This is a genomic window from Enterococcus sp. DIV0703, assembly GCF_051711065.1.
Classification (GTDB): Bacteria; Bacillota; Bacilli; order Lactobacillales; family Enterococcaceae; genus Enterococcus_B; species Enterococcus_B hirae.
In genome coordinates, this window is sequence record NZ_JBIOLX010000001.1 from 2,099,979 (window position 1) to 2,117,094 (window position 17,116).

Genomic DNA, 17,116 nt, shown 5'->3' on the forward strand with positions numbered 1-17,116 from the left:
CAATCCCTCCTTAGTCAAATAATTCTTTGGCAATTTCAGCACTCATCGTCTCTTGAATTTCCTTGATCAAGTGACTAAACAAAAAGTTATATTGGATACCAGCATCATCAATGATCAACCCTGCTTGTGCTTTTTCAGTAAAGTCTTCCCGGATTAATTCAAAAGGAAATTCTTCATTCCATTCAGCGATGACCGCAGGTGTTAAGATATCCGCTGATTTTTCTCCTGGGATCAAGCGTGCTGTGCCATTGATCGGTAATGTTTGGATCATTTGCTTCATCAATGCAAGTTGTTCTTCTTTTGGTTCATTTTCTAACTGAAGCGTTGCTTCCGTGAATAAACGCTGTAAAACTTCTTGTTTCACATTTAAGATTTCTTGTTTCACTTGCATTTTTTGCTTGTTTCTCAACTGGCGATAACTTCGTTCAATTTCTTCCAGTTTACTTGCTTTTTCTTTCTGAAAATCTGCTTCGATCTGCCACTTTTTCACTTCGAATTTTTGATCGATTTCTTTGCGCTTCATTTCTTCGAATGATGCACGTTCGAGTTGTGCTGTTTCATTTATTTGAGTGATGATTTTATCAATCGCATCCACCGTCATTCCTCCTTATAAGCTAGGCTATTACGCATTTAAGACCAGTAAGAAAGAAATAACGAAACCTAAGATGGCATATGTTTCAACCATCGCAGCAAAAATGATCCCTTTCGTTGCATGCTCAGGTTTTTTCGCTAGAATTTGAATACCAGCTGCTGCAACCTTCCCTTGAGCGATCCCTGAGAATAACCCAGTAAAGGCAATCGGTAAGGAAGCTCCTAAGAAGTTCAATCCTTGAACGACAGACATATCACTGCCTAAGTTGATAAAAATCAAGAAGGCGATAACGAAACCGTATAATCCTTGGGTACCTGGAAGTAATTGTAAAATTAACGCTTGTCCAAATTTTTCTGGTTGACTGGTCGTCAATGCAGCTGCCGCTTCCCCAGTCATTCCAACGCCTTTAGCAGACCCGATTCCTGAAAAAATCGTTGCTGTTGCCATCGCTAATACTGCAAATACCATTCCACCATTTTGAGTAATCAAATAATCCATCATTGTATCAAATTCCTCCAATATTTCTATTTTTTCTTATGATTGATGTTGACGTATTTCTCCACCGTTTTTAGTGGTTTGAAGGAACGCCCTCCTCCAGTGTAAAACTTTCCAAAAAATTCCACATATTGTAATCTTGCGCCATGTACATAGGCACTCAAAAGTGTTAAGAACATATTCAAAGCCTGTAGGACAATGATCAATAAAATTCCGACACTAAAACGAGCAGCTGGAGGCATAAAAGCAACTAACATGTTGAAAGCTGCGGCAATACTTCCTCCAGAGATTCCCAGTGCCATTAGTCGTGTATAGCTGACTAAGTCTCCGATATAGCCAGTTAGACCATATAAATTATACGCACCTTTGGCGATCCCCTTGGCTTTTGAAGAAGATTGGAAAACAGGAATGATCAAAATACATACGGCTGAAAGAACAGCTAATGCACCGCCTAAATAAACAAAGGCGTTGTTTTTAAGGATCATCGTTCCCAATAAAATCAGAATGATACCAAGCAAGATCCCTTGCCAAGCAAACCCATCATTCACGGCATCGACATATGCTTTTCGTTTGATATGTTCCTTAGCAGCAATAAATAGTCCGACTAAAATTTGGATCAAACCAAAAATTACGGATAAAATCAAGATCGTGTTGACATCATCTGTAGTAGACAAAATCGGAAATGGTAAATGAATACCAAAAATTTCTTTAGGCAATGCCGCCCCAAAAAATGAGCTGTAGATAAATCCCCAGATGATCGAAGGGATTGCTAGAATCTCAAAGAATTTTGCAAAACGTTGCATTCCCCGTGGCAATACCACTAATTTTTGGAGTAAAAATGCCCCTAAAAACATCAGTAACCCATACCCGATATCCGCCACCATCATGCCAAAAAAGACGAGGTAAAACGGCATCATCCACGGCGTTGGATCAACTTCTTCATACTTTGGTAAACTATACATCTCCGTTAACATCTCAAAAGGAGCAACGATCGGATGATTCTTTAGTTTGGTCGGTACTTCTTCAGCAATTTCATTGTCCGTTGGCTCGTCAAAGGTCAAATAGACTTCTTCACTTGCTAAGACATTTTGTAGCATGTGGATCAATTCTTGTTTTTCTTCATGATCCACCCAGCCTTGAATCAGAATCAGATAAGGAGTATGAATGATCCGGTCCTTGATTGCTTCTCGTTCAGAGCGAGCCAAGAAGATTTCTTCCGTCCATTCGAAATCTTTGATATACCCACTACAAGCTCCAATGGCTGAAGAGAGTTTCTTTTGTTGGTCCTTGATTTCCTGTAAACTTTGTTTTGCAGCAACTAACTGTTGCTGTGGTGTCCCCTCATACAGATAGTCTTCTTTAACAAATCCATAACGACTGGCGATTTCTTCCATGCGTGACTCGTCAGCTCGTAAAACAATGTAGGCAAAGTAAGTCGTTGTTGGTGAAGAGTTGATTTCTTCTAAATAGGCTTCGTTTATCTCAGCAACTTCAGCTTTAAAAGATTCAGCATTTTTAGCATTGACCGTTCCAATGACTAGCTTGGTCATTTGACTATCAAATGCTTTAGGCGCCAAATCCAGATTTTGCCAATTGAGCAACCAATTCTCTTGGTCTTCCAATTGTTGGCGTTCGTCTACCAGTTGCTCCCATTCTTCTTTCAAAAGTAAGACTTCTTCCAGCTTTTTCGAAAAAGCTTCTTCTGAATAATTTTTTTCCAAGGTATCTAACGAAAGTTCACGCCTTTTTAAGTGTTGTTTTTTCTGACTTTTTTCGCCATGATGTTCGATAAATTGGATAGCTGTACGAATATCCGTTAATTTATAGGATAATTTCGCAAGTTCCTTGTCCTTATCGATCATCTCTGGCTCAGGAAAAAACGTCTCTACCCATTGATTGTTTTCAGATTCTTGGAACAGATCACGGATTTCTACTGCATGAAGTCCTTGAACTGCTTGCAACAAGATTTCACGATTTTTCTTATCTGAAATGAGAGTCACTTTTTCCATTTTAGTGACAGCCATTTTTTTGTTTCATCCTTTCAATGATCTCATTCGTTAAGTTCTTTTTCTTCGCTATTTCCTCTTCTTCTTTTTCTAAATATGTTTTTTCTATTTCAAGAACTTTTTGACGAAATTGTTCTAAAATCAATTCCAGTTTGTGCTGTTCGTCTTCAGTTACTTCCTCTTCATTTTTTCTTTTTTCTTTCATCAGCTTGGTTAATCGTTCTTGGAATTCTTTATTCAAATCGATTAATTCGTTATTTTTTAATTGTTCATATTGAGCAAGTTCAGCTTTGACCTGCTCTTCTTTTTTCTGATTATTCTCTTCTGCTTCTTTGATTCTTGTCAAAATTCGTGCCATTTCTGTCACAATCACTTCCCCCTTTCGATTAAAAAAGGACACATGCTCTCGTTACATTGAAAGTATGTGCCCTTTAGTTGACTAATGATGCTGAGCCCTTCAATATGTTCTTCTCACCCCTTGAAGAACGCGATCCTTGAAGCATTATGCCCAACCATTTTATTCGTGATTTAATTCTATTGTACCAAAATGACGAAAAAATTCAATAAGAACACCATATTTTTCCTCGGTAACTCTGTTTTTTTATAAGAAATTCTCATGAAAAAAATTTTTTCTTCATATGTATTCCCAAACTAGATCTATTTCAAATAGTTTTAAATTTTTTTTATTCTTGATAGAATAGAACGAATAGACGATTTGGAGGAATGTTTATGTTACCCATTATTGGAATTGCTGGAAATCAGTTGATCCGAGCGACAGATACTTTTCAAGGAAATCAAGTAACCTATACTCCCCAAGGCTTTGTCAATGCTGTGCAGCAGGCGAATGGTTTACCGATCGTTTTACCGATCTCATCCCCTAAGACTGCTTCTGCTTATATTGACCAAATCGATAAACTGATCTTAGCCGGTGGACAGGATATTTCCCCACAACTGTATCATGAACCTCCCCATCCAAAACTTTTAGAAACCAACCTTCAAAGAGATCTCTTTGAAGCAGCACTTATCAGCGAGGCACTCAAGCAAAACAAACCAATTTTTGCTGTCTGTCGTGGAATGCAACTCTTAAATGTCGTGCTTGGGGGTAGTTTGTATCAAGATTTAACCACTTATCCTAAGTGGTCAGTCAAACATGAACAGCATCCAACCGCCCCAAAATTTGCTACTCATGAAGTAGAGATTTTACCCGACACTCTATTACATCAGCTACTACCTGATACTTATTTGGTAAACTCTTATCATCATCAGGCGTTGAAAGAGCTGGCACCTTCATTAAAAGCCACAGCCTTTTCACCTGATGGTCTAGTGGAAGGGATTGAAAGTCTCGATAAGGATGTTCGATTATTTGGTGTACAATGGCATCCAGAGCTGACACATTCAAGCAATCCCACTGATCAAGGATTATTTGATTTTTTTGTTCAAGAATTTTAGTCCTTAAGGGATTGAACAACGATTTTTTCCTTTAGAATATCCTAAAAAATGCTGGCGTTACTTCGTAGATCAACCGAAATAACGCCAGCATTTAGTTTTTCATTTACCGTTTTCTTGTGCCGATACTGCTTTTAATAGTCAGTCGGTTAGGATTTTTTACGTTCATTTCTCATAATTGAAAGTGACTGTTTCAACGAACTCCATAAGCCACCTTCACTATAAACAAGAACATTTGATTTATACATATTCGCCGAGAAGAACATTAGCAGGAATGTGACAATGATTAACACTACAAGTGAAATCAATACACTAGTCATTCCCACTGTCTCATTCGCCAATCGAATCGGCATAATATAAGAAGAAAGGAACGGAATATAGGACGTGATCCGAATCACGATATTGTTGGGATCAGATGCGCCTAAGATCAACCCAAGCATATAGCCACCTAAAGAAAGATAAGTAACTGGTAAAATCGCTTTTGCTGTATCTTCTGCTTTGTTGACTAATGATCCACATAATGCCGCTAAAACGGAGAAGATCAAGATACCAAAGAACATAAACAACAATGCGTACCATAAAAATGGACCGATGATCTTATCTAGTGAAATATTCTCTATGATACTTTTTACAAAATCCATATGTTTAAATTGTTGGAATCCCACAGTCAAAATCACACCGTATAGAGCCATCTGCGTTAAAGCAACTAACAAGACACCAGTCAATTTACCATAAAAATGTTTTTGAGCTGTCGTACTTGATAAAATGACTTCCATGATTCGAGTTCCCTTTTCAGAAGCAATTTCTTGCGCGATGATTTGTGAATAAGTCAGGATAATGATAAATAAGATAATGGTTGCTGCATAACTAATCGCATATTGTACGCCAGAATTATCTTCTCCAACTTTCATTTTGTTATTACTATCAAAACTTACTTTTTGTCTAGTCAAACTTGCAGGTTGACTAAGACTAGCTACTTCTTCAGGCGAAAGTCCCAGTTGGCTAGCTCGCAATAGTGATTGCAACCCAGTTAATTGCTGTTGGATCAACAATTGTGTACTTTGTCCTAACGAATTTTCACTGTAAAGTTGACCTTTTAGCTGATCGTTTTCGACCGTGACGACTAAATAGGCATCAATTTTTTCATCGGCTAATTCTTTTTGAGCTTGTGTTTGCGAATCAACCGCTTGAAAGCTGAACTCATCGGTTTTTACTTGTTCAAGCTGTTGCGTTACTTGTTGATTTTCGGACAATACACCAATTTTATTGATCTCACTGTTTTGCTGAGCAAAATTGCCTGCTAAATAAACGATTCCTATCATAATGAATGGCACTAAGATCATAATCAAGAAAGAGATAGATTTGACATTTTTTAAATAGACATCTTTTGTAATGATCCAAAATTTACGCATCAATCTCACCTGCTTTCATTTTAAATATCTCTTCTAAGGTAGGCGGTTGTTGATTGAACATTGGAATATAGCCAAATTGTGTTGCTCGGGTAAAGATTTCTTTTCCTATATCAGGATCGTTTAAAGTGATTTCAAGCGTTTGATCTTCATGAGTGACGACTTTTTCGACTCCTTCGATCATTGCAACTTCCTGCTGGGACAAGCCAGATTCTAAGAATAGCTTTGTACGTCCAAAAGAATTTCTGATTTCATGGACTTTCCCGCTTAACACCATTTTTCCATTACGTAACATAATTAAATGATCACAGATTTTTTCAACATTATCCATATTGTGACTGGAGAAAATAACACATGAGCCATGTTCTTTTAACTCAATGATCCCGTCTTTCAGCAATTCTGCATTGACTGGGTCAAGCCCACTAAACGGCTCATCCAATATGATTAATTTAGGTTCATGGATCAACGTAGCAATCAATTGGACTTTTTGTTGATTTCCTTTAGACAATGATTTTACTTTATCGGTTTTCTTTCCTTTTACTTGGAACTTTTCCATCCAAAAATCGATTTTTGGTTCGATCTCTTTTCTTTTTTTGCCTCTCAATTCAGCAAAATACAACAATTGCTCTTGAATCGTTACTTTCGGATACAACCCACGTTCTTCAGGAAGATAGCCAATAATGTCATAGTCTTTTTCTCCCAAAGGTTGTCCATTCCATAAAACTTCCCCTTGATCCTGTGTCAAAAAATCTAAGATCAACCGAAAAGTTGTGGTTTTTCCTGCCCCGTTTTGTCCGATCAGCCCCATAATCTTTCCATCAGGTATTTGAAAAGACACATGATCAACAGCGGTATAGTCTCCAAACGTCTTAACCAAATCTTTCACTTCTAACATCGTCTCACTCCTTCGTCTCCATTTCTTCTACCATATTCAGATAGTTCAGACAACTTAAATCGCATACAAATGCAAAAAATGAAATAGTCCAGAGATTCTTTATCAATTAAAGGTCCAAAGTCTATTGAAAAATGAATAGTTTAAAAAGAAAACCATTCTTTCCCACTTTTTCATTGAAACAACGACCATTTTGACATTTATTCAATCTAGGTTGGCTATAATCATTTCCAATAGTCATCATAGCGCTTCCCGCCTCGTCGAACTAAAACGAATTCTACATCATTTGTTATACAAAAAATCATAGGACACTTTACGTAGTTTGTAAAGTGTCCTATGCTAGTTCTCATGCAATTTATCAAAAACATTTTGAGCAACATTTTTTGGTAGCCCAATTTGTTGGAGTTCTTCCATCGTCGCTGCCGTGACATTTTTCAACGATTTAAATTCTTTTAGAAGTAATTTTTTTCTTTTCGGTCCTAATCCTTCAATTTCATCCAGCTTAGAAGCAAAACTATTTTTACTTCGTAGTTGTCTATGGAATGTGATCGCAAACCGATGGACCTCATCTTGGACCCGTTGAAGTAAAAAGAACTCGGGCGAATTTCTTTCCAATGGAACCACCGAAAGTTCATTTCCAAAAAGGAGTTCATTCGTTTTATGCTTATCATTTTTAGCCATACCAGCCACTGGTATGTCGATCCCAAGTTGATTTTCTAAAACATCTTTGGCGACATCCACTTGCCCTTTCCCACCATCGATCAAAATCAAATCAGGTAAAGGAAGCCCTTCTCGAATGACACGAGAATATCTTCGATAAATCACTTCTCGCATCGAAGCATAATCATCTGGTCCTGTGACTGTTTTGATTTTATATTTGCGGTATTCTTTTTTTGCTGGCTTTCCATCGATGAATACCACCATTGCCGCTACTGGATTGGTTCCCATGATATTCGAATTATCGAAGGATTCAATCCGAACAGGTGTAGGAATATTCATGGCATTCCCTAAACGTTCCACTGCCCCAATCGTTCGTTCTTGCTTTCTAGCAATCAAATCAAATCGTTCATTCAATGCAACCGTAGCATTTTTATTCGCAAGTTCTACTAATTTTTTCTTTTCACCACGTTTAGGTTGTAAAACTTTTGTGGACAACAATGCCTCCACACTCGGTTGATCGATCGTGTCAGGAATCAAGACTTCTTTAGGAATAAAATGTTCATTTTCTTGATAAAACTGCCCGATATAAGTCAGAAAATCCTCTTCTGCTTCATTATAAAAAGGAAACATCGACACATCCCGTTCAATCAATTTCCCCTGTCTGACAAAGAATACTTGGACACACATCCAGCCTTTGTCAATGGCATAACCAAAAACATCTCGATCCACCAGATCTGTATTGGTCATTTTTTGACGAGTCATAATCGTTTCAATGGCTCGTATCTGATCGCGGTATTCTGCCGCTTTTTCAAATTCCATCTTTTCAGCAGCTTGGACCATTTTTTGGTGGATTTCTGATTCAACTTTTTCATAGCCACCATTTAAAAAGCTTTTAACTTCATCAACGATTTTCGTGTAAACTTGTGGATCAACATCAAAATAATAAGGACAAAGGCATTGGCCTAAGTGATAATACAAACACGGTTCTTTCGTTTGGCTAGGTTTACACTTGCGTAACGGAAACAACCGATCAAGGATTTTTTTGGTCTCGTTGGCTGCGCCAACATCTGGATATGGGCCGAAATAAACTGCTTTGTCTTTTAACACTTTACGTGTAATGACTAAGCGTGGGTACTTTTCATTTGTGATTTTCAAAAAAGGATACGTTTTATCATCTTTCAACATGATATTGTATTTAGGATCATTTTTCTTGATTAAATTGATTTCTAAAAGTAAAGCTTCGATATTGGATTCTGTAACGATATATTCAAAGTCTTCGATCTCACTAACTAATCGTTCGGTTTTGGTATTATGACTACCTGTAAAGTAGGAACGGACTCTATTTTTGAGAATCTTTGCTTTCCCAACATAGATGATGGTGCCATTTTTATCTTTCATCAAGTAGCAGCCAGGTTGATCAGGAAGTAAGGCTAATTTATTTTTGATACGTTCGTTCATGAAATACTTCCTTTCAAATTTCATTGAATTAATTATAACATGTCTGTCAAAAAGAATCGTAATCGGCTCATTTGTTTCCTAGACTTGTTTGAGGGTTTAGATAAACTAGAGAAAGGTTTTACTGAAATTTGTGCTAAGGACAAAAAAACCGAGATATCAATCCATTGATTGATATCTCAGTAACATTCCAGATGTTTATAAATATTGATCGATCATTTGACGTAATTGCTCTTTCGAGTGTACACCAACCGCTTTTTCAACGACTTGCCCATCTTTTTTCAACAATAATGTTGGAATACTCATAATCCCAAATTGTTGAGGTGTTTGTGGGTTTTCATCTACATCCATTTTTACGATTCGGAATTCATCTTCATCGTATTCTTCTGACAGCTGATCTAAAATTGGTGCTTGCATGCGACAAGGTCCACACCAAGTTGCCCAAAAGTCGATTAATACTAAGCCTTTATCTGTTTCTTCGTTAAATGTCGTATCTGTAACTACTTGTGACATATCAAAGACCTCCATTTTTTAGTCTAGAGTCATTATAGCACCTTTCTTGATTCGAGACGAGCCTTCTGCTTACATTTAGTAAGTTTTATTTAAATTTAACGATCGTCGCCCCATTACCGCCTTGGTTAGCAGGAGCAAATTCAAAACTTTTGACACTTCGATGATTTTTCAGGTAGTCAGTGATTCCTTGACGCAAAGCTCCGGTCCCTTTTCCATGTACGATCGTTACTTGGGGATAGCCAGCAAGGATCGCTGAATCAAGGTATTGGTCAACCTCACTCAACGCTTCTTCATAGCGTTTGCCACGAAGATCTAGTTGGTTCGACACGTGACTAGCTGATTCAGAACGTACAGCATGAATGACCCGCTGTTTTGGTTCCTTTTGTGGAGCAACGGGCGTTAATTCACTTTCAGAAACATTCATTTTTAAAATCCCGATTTCCACTTGCCATTGCTCCCCGTTTTTACGTAACAAGGTTCCTCTTTGACCATAAGTTGTCACTAAAACTTCGTCGCCTGGTTTCAATGTTTTTTGTTCTTTGGCTTTTTTCAACACTTTATTTTTTTTCAGTTGTTCTTCTTGATGTAAGTTTGCCAATTTGGTTTTCGCATCAATCAATTGGTGCTCTTTTACATTTCCTTGTCCTACTTGTTGTTGCATTTTACGAATATCTGCAATGATTTTTTCCGCATTTTCTTGTGCTTCAGAAACTAATTCATTGGCTTTTTTCTTGGCTTTTTCGATTTCTTTTTCTCGTTCTTCAAAGAAATAGCGATACGCCTCTTTTAAGTTTTCATATAACTCTTGTGCTTCATCAACGTAGTGGCGCATTTCTAAATACTCCGTTTCAGCCATTTTTCGTCGATTTTCTAAATCAGCGATCATTTCATTTAAATCTTGGCTTTCGTCATTCATCAATTGTTTGGCTTCATTGATGACTGATTGATCTAATCCTAAGCGGCTAGAGATTTCAAATGCGTTACTTCGCCCTGGTACACCAATCAACAGACGATACGTTGGACTAAGTGTATCAACGTCAAATTCCATACTTGCATTGATTGTATTCGCCCGATTGTATCCATAAACTTTTAGTTCTGGATAGTGTGTCGTAGCCATCACATAAGCCGATTTTTTCCCAAGATCGTCTAAAATAGCAATCGCTAAAGCTGCCCCTTCTTGGGGATCTGTTCCTGCACCTAATTCATCAAACAAGACTAAACTTTTTTCATTCACATGTGCTAAGATATCAACGGTGTTTGTCATATGGGAAGAAAATGTTGAGAGACTTTGCTCGATGGATTGTTCATCACCGATGTCAGCAAATACTTCCTCAAAAATACCGATTTGACTTTCTTCATCTACAGGGATCGGTAAACCCGATTGCCCCATCAATTGTAACAATCCTAAAGTTTTTAAAGTGATCGTCTTTCCTCCAGTATTTGGACCAGTAATCACGATCGCTTGGTACTCTTTCCCAATACTGATATCATTAGCCACCACTTTTTCTTGATCAATCAACGGATGTCTTGCTTGTTTTAAAATGACATGATTTTCTACACTGATTGCAGGAACGATGGCTTTTAGTTCTTTCCCAAAACGTGCTTTGGCGTTCATCAAATCTAGTTTACCGATCACGTATGCGTTATGAATGATTTCATGTCGATGAGGAACCAGTTCAGCAGAAAGTTCACTTAAAATACGTTGGATCTCATTACGCTCTGCAATTTGATACTGTCTCAAGCGATTATTTAATTCAACGATCTGCTTTGGTTCAACAAATAATGTTTGCCCAGAAGCACTTTGATCATGGACTACCCCACCAAAGACACCCCGGTATTCTTGCTTGACAGGAATCACATAGCGATCATTTCGCATGGTAATGATCGTATCACTTAAGTATTTGGCGTTTTTCCCCCGAACAATGCCATCTAGTTGTTCTCTTACCGTTTGTTCACTTCGACGAATATTTTGACGAATGATTTTTAATTCAGGGGAAGCATCATCTGTTACTCGCCCATCTTCATCGATCGACTCTTTTAAACGTCGATTCAATTCGGGGATCGTCACCAATTGTTCTGCCCAGAAATAAAGACGTAAAAATTCAATTTCGCTATCTGCTAAATCAGCAAAGAATCGTTTTAATTCACTTGTAGTCGATAAAACACGTGCAACTTGCGCTAATTCGAGTCCATTCAAATCAGCACCGATCTCAATTCGTTTCATATGAGGTCGAATGTTCTCTAACTTAGGAATAGGGATTCCCCCACGTAACCTTTGAACTTTTAAGCCATCTTCTGTTTCTGCTAACCAATCTGTTAATTTCTCTTGTTGGTTGATCGGCACTAACTTTGCGAGTTCTTCTGTTCCTTGCGCGGTTACCACAAACTGACGAACAAGCTGTTTCACTTTTTCAAATTCTAATGTTTCTAGGATTCGATTATTCACGTTATCACCCTAACTTTCACTAAAAGAAGTTGTCACATTTCGCATTGACTCATTGGTCTTTGCTGTCCTGTCACAACTTCGTTTTTTTTCTTTCACTACTTACTGTTACACTTTTACAAAAAATTTTTGATTAGTTTATCACATTCGTTATCCATAAATCATGGATTTTATTGGTTAGAAATGGTGTCTGCTCTACGATAAAGCGTGCAAGACTATTTCCACTAAATTGTTTTTGAACGATATCTACTGGCACAAAAGTCAATAAACTCAAGAGCAAAAATATCGTGACATAGGCAACGATTAAAGATAAGATGCCTCCCGCAAGCCAATCGACTTGTTTTAGGATCGGAATATAGGTCAAGCTATGAACAAAAATCCCGATAAAACGAGTAAGCAATCCTCCAATAAATAAAATCAGCAAAAAGGCGACTCCTGCATAAAAAGCTTCATCTAATCTGAAAGAAAATGTCTGATCAAAAAAGACCATTTGGGAATTAGATGTTACCGCAGGATAAGGAATATATAATTCCAGACGACTTGCTAGATCCTTATAAAAGTGCTGTGCTGCCATAAAAGACAAGATATAACCGATCGTATAAACGACCTGCATAGAAAATCCTCGTCGCGCACCTGAAAAAAATGCAAGCAGCAAGATAAATAAAATCAAAAGACTTAACATGTCTTGTTCCTTTCTCTTTCATCAATTTGAAGATTTTTGTTTGATTTGACCTTTTCTTTTTTCATTTAAAATTTGTTGGGCTTCCACATGATTCTTGATTTCTCGATCTGCCTGTCCGTTTTCTTTCAACACTTCTCGTGCTTCGTTTTCAATCGCTTCAATTCTTTTGATTCGATTTTCCATTTCCACAAATTTGATCATTTTTTTCTTTAAATCTGCTACTTCTTTTTCAAGTTCGAGATTTCTTTCTTGCTTCTTCAATTGATCCGAGAGCGCATTGACAGCCATTAAGATCGCTGCTTGTTCATTATCGATTTGCGGAGACAAATCCTTCAATTCTTTTAGTTGTTCATTGATCAAATTTGTCACGATATCCATATGGTGCTTTGTTTCACGTCCAATAATCGTGTAAGTTTGGTCGGCAATCACTGCTTTATAGCGTGTTTTTTCGTGCGCCATCCGAATCATTTCCCCCTATTGATAAAATTATTATCTAGTGTACCATGAAATTAATGATTTAACAGTTGTACACAAATTTTCTTATATTTACCTTATCATTATATGATAAACTTTGAAAAAATGCTATGTCTCGTCCCCAACTGAACGACAAGGAACTATTGAGGGATCTTTCATCTAACAAGCATCTAAATTTATTAATTTAACTAAACTGGAGGTACATAATGAGTAATATTATCATCAAAGTAACGACTGCCCAAATGGAAAAAATGAAACAAGCTTATCTTTCTTATCTTTTACCTAAAAAAATTCCTTATACCGTATTTGCCGCTAAAAAAAATGGCACGACCATCACTGCCTACACCTCAGGAAAAGTCATGTTCCAAGGTGCAAATGCCGAAAAAGAAGCAAGTCAATGGGGCGAAGCAGCTTCAGCAAAACCCAAAGCTGGAAAAACAGCTGCATCTTTGCCTAAGAACATCGAATCTTTATCTGTATTAGGAAGTGATGAAGTGGGAAATGGGAGTTACTTCGGTCCATTGACAGTTTGTGCTGCTTACGTGGCCAAGGAACAACTAACACAACTAAAAAAACTAGGCGTTCGTGATTCAAAAGAATTAAAAGATCCTCAAATCATTCAATTGGCTCGTATCTTGAAGAAGACGATCCCTTATCAACTTTTAATACTCGAGCCTAAAAAATATAACGAGATCCAACCGAAATACAATGCTGTGCGTATGAAAGTTGCTTTGCATAATCAAGCGATCCATCTACTGCTGAAAAAAATTGCTCCTGTCAAACCAGAGGCAATCTTGATCGATCAGTTTACACCAGAAAGCAATTATAAAAAGTATGTCCATTTAGAAAAAAATCAAGTGCAAGAAAAACTCTATTTTGTGACTAAAGGAGAACAATACCACTTAGCGGTAGCTGCGGCATCGATCATCAGCCGAGCAAGTTTTCTAGAAGAATTAGCTAAAGAATCAGCAGAGATCGGTCTAGAGTTACCTTCTGGCGCTGGAACAAAGTCGGATCGAATAGCTGCAAAAATCATTGAACAAGGTGGCGTTGATTTGTTAGCAAATTATGCAAAATTACATTTTGCGAATACTGAAAAAGCAAAAAAAATGAGTTTATGATATCCCTTTAACGCTTTATTCTAAAAATAATAAACGTTGTTTCAGAAATCATTCTATGGGAATGAAGCGTTGAAGCAACGGTCATAAGACCTCTTAAAACAGGCTATCCAATTGGTCATTTGACCTTAAGAGCATAGCCTGATCTTTTAGATAGCATAAAAACTCCCATCACAGTAGAATAGAACTTTTTTCCACTGCGATGGGAGCCAATTAATTAGTCCCAAACGTTAAAACTTAGTATGTTTTACCCATTAATAACCAGCAATTTAATCAATCAACTCCCAAGGTCCCCATTGTTCAGTACCTGGTTCTTCCCCGCTTGTCCACCATTTCGCTTGATAGTTTTGCCCTTTATGAGACACCTTATCACCAGCTTTGTAAATATTTGTAGAACTCCATGCTTCATATTTTGATGAAGATGTGCTATCTAGTGTTGTTACACTCAAAGGTTGACTGTGTTCTGAAACATTACCAGAATGATCAAACGCTTTTACAGTATAAATGTACGTTGAACCAGCCATTAAATATTTGTCAATATAATTGGTAGTAGCTGTTTGACCAACTTGTTGTCCGTCACGATAAACATAATAACCTGCTACTCCTTTATTATCCGTCGAAGCGGTCCAGTTCAACGTCACGCTTGTCTCTGTCACATTTGAAGCTGTCAGATCAGTCGGAATAGATGGTGCTTCTTTATCTTCTGGATCTGGTGTTGGCGTTGGTGTTGGATTAGTTGAATCCTCTCCATAAATCGTTTGTTGCGAGATATCTATACCGGCTTTTGTAATTCTTTGTGCTAGATTTATAGAAGCAATATGATCAACGGATACATCAGTTGCATTTGATTTTAATCTAAACGTATATGTCTCCCCTGGTTTAAGCTCTTTTCCTTCATAAACCCCACTTAAATCGATCGTCACCGTTCCATTTGAGGTTGAAACCTCGCCTGCTTTGTAATCACCACTACTAAGAATTTCATTTGAATTCAACGCTAAAGTGTATCGTGGTAATTTAATTGTCTTGTGAGAAGATTCAATAGCTGATAAAACGTCCGAATTTTCATTTAGTGTTTCTTTATTTTTGATGACTACTTCATACCCTTTTGAACTGTTTTCAGAATAAGTAGAAATCCCTACCTCGACATTTAGATCACTTGATACAATTTTATGCTCTGGAAGTTTTTCTGTACCAAACAACCCATTTTTGATTGCTTTGGTCAGTTCATCTCTTTTCGTGCTCGTTGTTGGCTTATCTTGCGACTGCATCCAAGAGATTACACCGCCTAATTCATGCTCTTTCACATATTTCGTTTTGTAATTAATTGATTTTACATTGTCATAGGTAAAGAACTCTTTTGAAACTTCGCTGTATAAAAATGGTGCTTTGGCTGTATCATCCCAATATTCTTTTAGAGTCGGGATTTTAGTTTTTAATTCATCAATGTTTCGGTAGGACCAAACTCCACCTGCTCGGCCACCATCCCCAAGCGCCAGAGAATGTTCATTGTCCGCACCATATGTCGGCGTTTGGTCTGCATCTTTATTGCTTTTTTCAGCAGGTTGGAATAATCCAGGAGTATTTGGGTCTGTCCCTTTAGCTACTTCATTCCACCCACGAGTATAGAAAGCTGCACCAATAACGATTTTTTCTGAAGGAGCCCCTTGTTCTTTCAAAAAGCGAACGGTCTGATCAACGGACAACCCATTTGCATAGTTCGGGTCGTTAGGATTACCATAAAGTGCAGTATGATGACCACTTGTTGCACTCCAAGCACCATTCATGTCATAAGTCATCATATTCGCAAAGTCAACTACTTCAAATAGTTGTTTGATGTCAATTCCCTTGTCCAACATTCCTTGGGACGCAGGTAATGCTACGGAAAGTTCATAAGTCTTACCTAATTCCACTCCTTGTTTATCGATCGCCGCTCGAATATCTTTTAATAGTAAAATATAATTTTCTTTATCCTCTGGTTTTGCGTTAGGTGTTCCTTCATCATTTTTGTTGTCGACACGATCAGGCTCACGAACATCTGCTGGATATTCCCAATCAATATCAACAAAATCCATGTTGGTATATTTTAAGAATTTAGTAATGTTTTCCACTAATTTTTTTCGTTTCGCAGGACTAGCTGCAACTTCAGAAAAATCACCCGATTTTGACCATCCACCTAATGACACGCCAATTTTTAAGTTTTTATTTTGTCCACGCAAATTTTGAAGCGCATTCAACAAACCAGAAGCAGCATTTCCCCATCCGACTTCTGCTTCACCTGCTGGCACGCCTACAGCGGCTTCTTTATCTGTAAATTTCAACTCACCATTACTATCAAAATCTAAAAAGGCATAATTTAAATGCGTCAATTGGTCTGCGGCAATATCTTTAGGATAAAATTCTTGTTCTCCTCCCCAAATCGACCAATCACCATAATACATCACATTACGATAAGACGCTTTTTTTGTAATTTCCTGAGCTTCTTCAGCATGCACATGTTCTTTGTGGCTGAATAATGGCGTTGTCAGAGAAATAACAGAAGAAAATAACATCGCTGCCAAACTAATTTTTTTCAACTTTTTCATTTTTAACCCTTCCCCTCTTTTTCTATACGAACTCCCCTAATAAAACTTATTACCCATAAAATAAATCAGTTATTTTTTAATAAACCAACCTCCTAAAAAAACAAAAAATGATAACCCTTACAAAACAAGGTTAACATTATCTTATCAAAGCATCAAATGATTTGATATTTTTGTATTGCATATTAACATTTATATATTTATAGTTATCTAAAATAACTAATAAATATCCCTATTCTCTTTTCTCTTTTTCATCTGTTTTTGCTACTTTATTTAAAATAACTTTTATTTTTTATTTTTATATTTATAAAAGAACAAAAAAAGCATTCCGCCAAAATAAATTGGACAAAAT

The 17,116-nt window shown here is 37.2% G+C and carries 14 protein-coding genes and 1 other annotated feature; of the genes, 2 read left to right on the forward strand and 12 right to left on the reverse strand.

Features of this window, described 5'->3' with window-relative positions; translation table 11 throughout:
* Window positions 1–10: 10 nt before the first annotated feature.
* Genes ntpE through IGK81_RS09645 form a run of 4 tightly spaced genes read right to left on the reverse strand, consistent with a single transcriptional unit; the run spans window position 11 to window position 3,451 of the window.
* Window positions 11–595 (reverse strand): V-type sodium ATPase subunit E, encoded by a 585-nt coding sequence (gene ntpE, locus IGK81_RS09630; protein ID WP_034699095.1) that lies wholly within the window; start codon window positions 593–595, stop codon window positions 11–13.
* A 27-nt stretch (window positions 596–622) separates the two neighbouring features.
* Window positions 623–1,093, reverse strand: a complete 471-nt coding sequence (locus IGK81_RS09635; protein WP_010738015.1) for a V-type ATP synthase subunit K — start codon at window positions 1,091–1,093, stop codon at window positions 623–625.
* Between the two features lie 23 nt (window positions 1,094–1,116).
* Window positions 1,117–3,111 (reverse strand): V-type ATP synthase subunit I, encoded by a 1,995-nt coding sequence (locus IGK81_RS09640; RefSeq protein ID WP_034699091.1) that lies wholly within the window; start codon window positions 3,109–3,111, stop codon window positions 1,117–1,119.
* On the reverse strand, window positions 3,098–3,451 hold the full coding sequence (locus tag IGK81_RS09645; RefSeq protein ID WP_192924300.1) for an ATPase V: 354 nt from the start codon (window positions 3,449–3,451) through the stop codon (window positions 3,098–3,100). The genes IGK81_RS09640 and IGK81_RS09645 overlap by 14 nt, the downstream gene beginning before the upstream one ends.
* A 107-nt stretch (window positions 3,452–3,558) precedes the next feature.
* Window positions 3,559–3,607, reverse strand: a sequence feature (sodium ion sensor (DUF1646 type); this cis-regulatory element may regulate processes involved in with the transportation of sodium ions).
* Window positions 3,608–3,822: 215 nt separating this feature from the next.
* Here IGK81_RS09645 and IGK81_RS09650 point away from each other — a divergent pair.
* The gene (locus tag IGK81_RS09650; RefSeq protein WP_431393390.1) at window positions 3,823–4,542 is read left to right on the forward strand and encodes a gamma-glutamyl-gamma-aminobutyrate hydrolase family protein; all 720 of its coding nucleotides are present in this window, start codon (window positions 3,823–3,825) and stop codon (window positions 4,540–4,542) included.
* A gap of 146 nt (window positions 4,543–4,688) precedes the next feature.
* On the opposite strand, the gene IGK81_RS09655 is transcribed toward IGK81_RS09650, so the two are convergent.
* From IGK81_RS09655 to zapA, 7 genes are all read right to left on the reverse strand, one after another.
* A complete protein-coding gene (locus IGK81_RS09655) occupies window positions 4,689–5,951 on the reverse strand; it encodes an ABC transporter permease (RefSeq protein WP_010738019.1) in 1,263 nt (420 codons plus the stop codon).
* Window positions 5,944–6,843: an ABC transporter ATP-binding protein gene (locus IGK81_RS09660; protein ID WP_034699084.1), complete on the reverse strand. Its 900-nt coding sequence runs from the start codon at window positions 6,841–6,843 to the stop codon at window positions 5,944–5,946. The genes IGK81_RS09655 and IGK81_RS09660 overlap by 8 nt, the downstream gene beginning before the upstream one ends.
* Before the next feature lie 336 nt (window positions 6,844–7,179).
* Entirely contained in the window at window positions 7,180–8,958 is a 1,779-nt protein-coding gene (gene uvrC, locus IGK81_RS09665) for an excinuclease ABC subunit UvrC (RefSeq protein WP_010738020.1), read from the reverse strand.
* Between the two features lie 195 nt (window positions 8,959–9,153).
* Window positions 9,154–9,468: a thioredoxin gene (trxA, locus tag IGK81_RS09670; protein ID WP_010718648.1), complete on the reverse strand. Its 315-nt coding sequence runs from the start codon at window positions 9,466–9,468 to the stop codon at window positions 9,154–9,156.
* Between the two features lie 85 nt (window positions 9,469–9,553).
* Window positions 9,554–11,914 (reverse strand): endonuclease MutS2, encoded by a 2,361-nt coding sequence (locus IGK81_RS09675; protein WP_010718649.1) that lies wholly within the window; start codon window positions 11,912–11,914, stop codon window positions 9,554–9,556.
* A gap of 130 nt (window positions 11,915–12,044) precedes the next feature.
* Entirely contained in the window at window positions 12,045–12,593 is a 549-nt protein-coding gene (locus IGK81_RS09680; protein WP_010718650.1) for a CvpA family protein, read from the reverse strand.
* Window positions 12,594–12,614: 21 nt separating this feature from the next.
* Window positions 12,615–13,052: a cell division protein ZapA gene (zapA, locus tag IGK81_RS09685; RefSeq protein ID WP_010718651.1), complete on the reverse strand. Its 438-nt coding sequence runs from the start codon at window positions 13,050–13,052 to the stop codon at window positions 12,615–12,617.
* 221 nt (window positions 13,053–13,273) lie between these two features.
* Here zapA and rnhC point away from each other — a divergent pair, with 221 nt between their 5' ends.
* Window positions 13,274–14,188, forward strand: coding sequence for a ribonuclease HIII (gene rnhC, locus IGK81_RS09690; protein ID WP_034699081.1), 915 nt, complete (start codon window positions 13,274–13,276; stop codon window positions 14,186–14,188).
* Window positions 14,189–14,454: 266 nt separating this feature from the next.
* On the opposite strand, the gene IGK81_RS09695 is transcribed toward rnhC, so the two are convergent.
* Window positions 14,455–16,767 carry a glycosyl hydrolase family 18 protein gene (locus tag IGK81_RS09695; RefSeq protein WP_431393392.1) on the reverse strand — a complete coding sequence of 771 codons (2,313 nt, stop codon included), beginning with the start codon at window positions 16,765–16,767 and terminating at the stop codon, window positions 14,455–14,457.
* Between the last annotated feature and the right edge of the window lie 349 nt (window positions 16,768–17,116).

Bases quoted from the DNA above. Each gene is read 5' to 3' on its own strand.
- zapA (WP_010718651.1), bottom strand. From the start codon at position 13,052: ATGGCGCACGAAAAAACACGCTATAAAGCAGTGATTGCCGACCAAACT.
- IGK81_RS09650 (WP_431393390.1), top strand. From the start codon at position 3,823: ATGTTACCCATTATTGGAATTGCTGGAAATCAGTTGATCCGAGCGACA.
- trxA (WP_010718648.1), bottom strand. From the start codon at position 9,468: ATGTCACAAGTAGTTACAGATACGACATTTAACGAAGAAACAGATAAA.
- IGK81_RS09660 (WP_034699084.1), bottom strand. From the start codon at position 6,843: ATGTTAGAAGTGAAAGATTTGGTTAAGACGTTTGGAGACTATACCGCT.
- IGK81_RS09680 (WP_010718650.1), bottom strand. From the start codon at position 12,593: ATGTTAAGTCTTTTGATTTTATTTATCTTGCTGCTTGCATTTTTTTCA.
- uvrC (WP_010738020.1), bottom strand. From the start codon at position 8,958: ATGAACGAACGTATCAAAAATAAATTAGCCTTACTTCCTGATCAACCT.
- IGK81_RS09635 (WP_010738015.1), bottom strand. From the start codon at position 1,093: ATGATGGATTATTTGATTACTCAAAATGGTGGAATGGTATTTGCAGTA.
- rnhC (WP_034699081.1), top strand. From the start codon at position 13,274: ATGAGTAATATTATCATCAAAGTAACGACTGCCCAAATGGAAAAAATG.
- IGK81_RS09695 (WP_431393392.1), bottom strand. From the start codon at position 16,767: ATGAAAAAGTTGAAAAAAATTAGTTTGGCAGCGATGTTATTTTCTTCT.
- IGK81_RS09655 (WP_010738019.1), bottom strand. From the start codon at position 5,951: ATGCGTAAATTTTGGATCATTACAAAAGATGTCTATTTAAAAAATGTC.
- IGK81_RS09640 (WP_034699091.1), bottom strand. From the start codon at position 3,111: ATGGCTGTCACTAAAATGGAAAAAGTGACTCTCATTTCAGATAAGAAA.
- IGK81_RS09645 (WP_192924300.1), bottom strand. From the start codon at position 3,451: ATGGCACGAATTTTGACAAGAATCAAAGAAGCAGAAGAGAATAATCAG.